The 2,847-nt window shown below is 34.1% G+C and carries 4 protein-coding genes and 1 pseudogene; 3 read left to right on the top strand and 2 right to left on the bottom strand.

Features of this window, described 5'->3' with window-relative positions:
* Both PHC28_RS17860 and PHC28_RS17865 read right to left on the bottom strand, forming a co-directional pair.
* Positions 1-149, bottom strand: a pseudogene (locus PHC28_RS17860) (sigma factor); the annotation flags it as partial.
* Between the two features lie 211 nt (positions 150-360).
* The gene (locus PHC28_RS17865) at positions 361-1,422 is read right to left on the bottom strand and encodes a DUF3810 domain-containing protein (RefSeq protein WP_300103702.1); all 1,062 of its coding nucleotides are present in this window, start codon (positions 1,420-1,422) and stop codon (positions 361-363) included.
* Between the two features lie 84 nt (positions 1,423-1,506).
* Here PHC28_RS17865 and PHC28_RS17870 point away from each other — a divergent pair, with 84 nt between their 5' ends.
* The 3 genes from PHC28_RS17870 to pepD form a co-directional block, all read left to right on the top strand.
* The gene (locus tag PHC28_RS17870) at positions 1,507-1,719 is read left to right on the top strand and encodes a hypothetical protein (RefSeq protein ID WP_300103705.1); all 213 of its coding nucleotides are present in this window, start codon (positions 1,507-1,509) and stop codon (positions 1,717-1,719) included.
* Positions 1,716-2,009: a hypothetical protein gene (locus PHC28_RS17875; RefSeq protein WP_300103708.1), complete on the top strand. Its 294-nt coding sequence runs from the start codon at positions 1,716-1,718 to the stop codon at positions 2,007-2,009. Before PHC28_RS17870 ends, PHC28_RS17875 begins: the two co-directional genes overlap by 4 nt.
* Positions 2,010-2,016: 7 nt before the next feature.
* Positions 2,017-2,847 (top strand): beta-Ala-His dipeptidase (pepD, locus tag PHC28_RS17880; protein WP_300103711.1); only part of this gene is annotated, 831 nt, incomplete at its 3' end.

Raw genomic sequence — 2,847 nt, forward strand, 5'->3', positions numbered from 1 at the left:
GGAAAAGCCTTCCACAACTGAATCGTGATTTCCTGAAACAAATCCTTGTGCGCATCCTCACCATTCGTATATAACCTACAAATTTTGTGGATTATATTCTGATTGGCCTTCAATTGCTGCACAAAAGATTGTTCTAAATTCTCGCTCATATTTACATTAGTGGTCAAAAGATAGATTTCGTTACAAATTAAGTGATTTTAATCAGGAGCACAAATTTTCTGCATTTTAATGGGCAGTCGTCCCGCTTTTCGTTGCAATCTTTCATTGCGATTGAGTCATTGCGAGGAACGAAGCAATCTGTGTGTCGCAATAACAGGATTTTCACTTCACTCGGGGCTATTTTATGATTTTTTTTAGTTTTTACAACTCTCTGTTCCCATAATAACCCACCATCAAATTCACGAATTTACTATAACTTTCCATACCATCTTTTTGCTGGTTCATTTTTAGGAAATTATCATAAAAAGCGTGGAAACCTTTGTCTATAAAAGTGTCATATTGTCGCCAGAAATCCTTGCTTTCCTTGTAGTTTTTCAATATTCCTGGATGAACAGTTTTTAATAATTCGTCAAAAACTTTCTCGTCCCGAATTTGCCAATTGCCCAAACAATAGAGCAAAGCATAACTATATCCCGAATATTGAAAATACAAATTATCGTTTTTTACTGAAGCGAGAAAGCCTATGAAATTACATTCACTTTCGCTGGCAAAACCCATTTGGTGCGCCATTTCGTGGCAAGTTGTTGTGGGCGAATTATACATAGGTAATAAATAATTTACCTGAGCCTCATTGGTAAACGGATTCAAATATCCGCCGAAACCCATATAGGTTAATGGTAAACTAAAAAGTGATTTTTTGACGCTGGGATTTGTGTATGTAAAAAAAGAATATTGATTAGAAAGCGTTTTATATCCATTCAAATTCATTGTAAAAACTTGTTCTTGCGAATACGGAAAAACCACTTTCAAACTATCATTTTTGGTAATTTGGCTTTGAATTTCGTTGGTTTTGGCAATTAATTTTTTGGTAAAAGTCAATAAATCGGCATCGGTGTAATCTCTTTCAATTTTCATTTTTTCGAAAAGGGGTTGGCGATAATAATTCATTGCCCACAAAAAATGAAATAAAAAATACACCACCGAAAGCACACTTAAAACCTTTAAAACATTATTTTTCCATTCTAATCTCCAAGTTTTTCTAGCTTTCCAAATCGATTTTAGAATAAAAAAAATGGCTATTCCATAGATAATATCTCCAACCGAAAACGGAATTTTTCCCAATGTTATTCTAGAAAATCCCGAAATATAAACATATAATCCATTGCTGTAAAATCGTTCTATAAATTCTGGAAAATACGGAATGATTTGTAAAATCAGAATTTGAATGAAGAGGAATAGGGGAAGTATGTATTTGCGTTGCACAGTTTTACTTTTGGCATAAAAATAACAATTAATATACTAGTTCGCATTCTTTTTTTGTAAATTTGTTTTTCAATAAAAGGAAGAATGACACAAATTACTTTAAATATTCCAGACAATGAATTGACTTTCTTTATGAAATTAATAGAAAAGTTTAATTATGAGACTGTAATTAATGAATTTTCTGTAACTGAAGAAATGAAAAACGTGTTGGATGAAAGAAGATCAACTTCAAAAACTGATGATTTCATTCCTTGGAACGATGCAAAAAAGAAACTTCGTTTTAAATCTGAAAAATGATTTATAAAGTTGTAATTGAACCAAGGGCTATTCTTGATATACAAGACGCTATTGACTATCATGAATCCAAACAGAATGGGTTGGGTACATACTTTTATCAAGTCGTTGAAGAGCATATAGAAACTTTGGCTAAAAGTCCTTTCTTTCAAATTCGATACAAAGATTATCACGGTTTTCCCATCCGAAAATTCCCTTTTATTTTCCTTTATTATATAGACGAAAAACTAAAAACCATCTATATTATGTCTGTTTTTAATACTTATCTGAATCCTGTAAAATATCCTAAATAAAAATACAATGAGCCAAGAAATAAGAAATCTAGAACCCAAAGCACTTTGGAACAAATTTACTGATTTAAACGCTGTTCCTCGACCTTCCAAAAAAGAAGAGCGAGTAATCGAGTTTATGAAAAATTTCGGAAAATCATTGGGATTGGAAACCTTTGAAGACGAAATCCGAAACGTGATTATTCGAAAACCGGCAACTGTTGGAATGGAAAATCGCAAACCTATTGTCCTACAAGGGCATTTGGATATGGTCCATCAAAAAAATGCCGATACCAATTTTGATTTCAATACACAAGGAATTGATATGTATGTCGATGGCGACTGGGTTCGTGCTCGCGGAACAACTCTTGGTGCAGATAACGGTCTTGGTGTGGCAATGATTATGGCAATTTTAGAATCAAAAACAATCAAACATCCTGCTATCGAGGCTTTGTTTACTATTGATGAAGAAACAGGAATGACAGGAGCTTTAAACCTTAAAGGTGGTATTTTGAAAGGAGAAATTCTCTTGAATTTAGACACCGAAGAAGATGACGAAATCGACATTGGTTGCGCCGGAGGAATTGACGTTACAGCAACTAGAAGTTATCAAGAAGAGGAAACTCCAGAAGATTCTGTTGGTTATACCATTACTGTGAAAGGCTTGAATGGTGGACATTCTGGAATGGATATTCACAAAGGTTTGGGCAATGCCAATAAAATAATGAACCGTTTGTTGTTTGATGCTTTCGAGAATTTTGGTCTTCAGGGTTCAGAAATCAACGGTGGAAGTTTGCGCAATGCGATTCCGGGAGAAAGCGTTGCCAAGGTTGTCGTTGCTGGAATGTATGACGAAGCTTAT

It is taken from the genome of Flavobacterium sp., from assembly GCF_028712645.1.
GTDB lineage: Bacteria > Bacteroidota > Bacteroidia > Flavobacteriales > Flavobacteriaceae > Flavobacterium.

Excerpts from the sequence above, each read along its gene's own strand:
- PHC28_RS17875 (WP_300103708.1), top strand. The coding sequence starts at position 1,716 with ATGATTTATAAAGTTGTAATTGAACCAAGGGCTATTCTTGATATACAA.
- PHC28_RS17870 (WP_300103705.1), top strand. The coding sequence starts at position 1,507 with ATGACACAAATTACTTTAAATATTCCAGACAATGAATTGACTTTCTTT.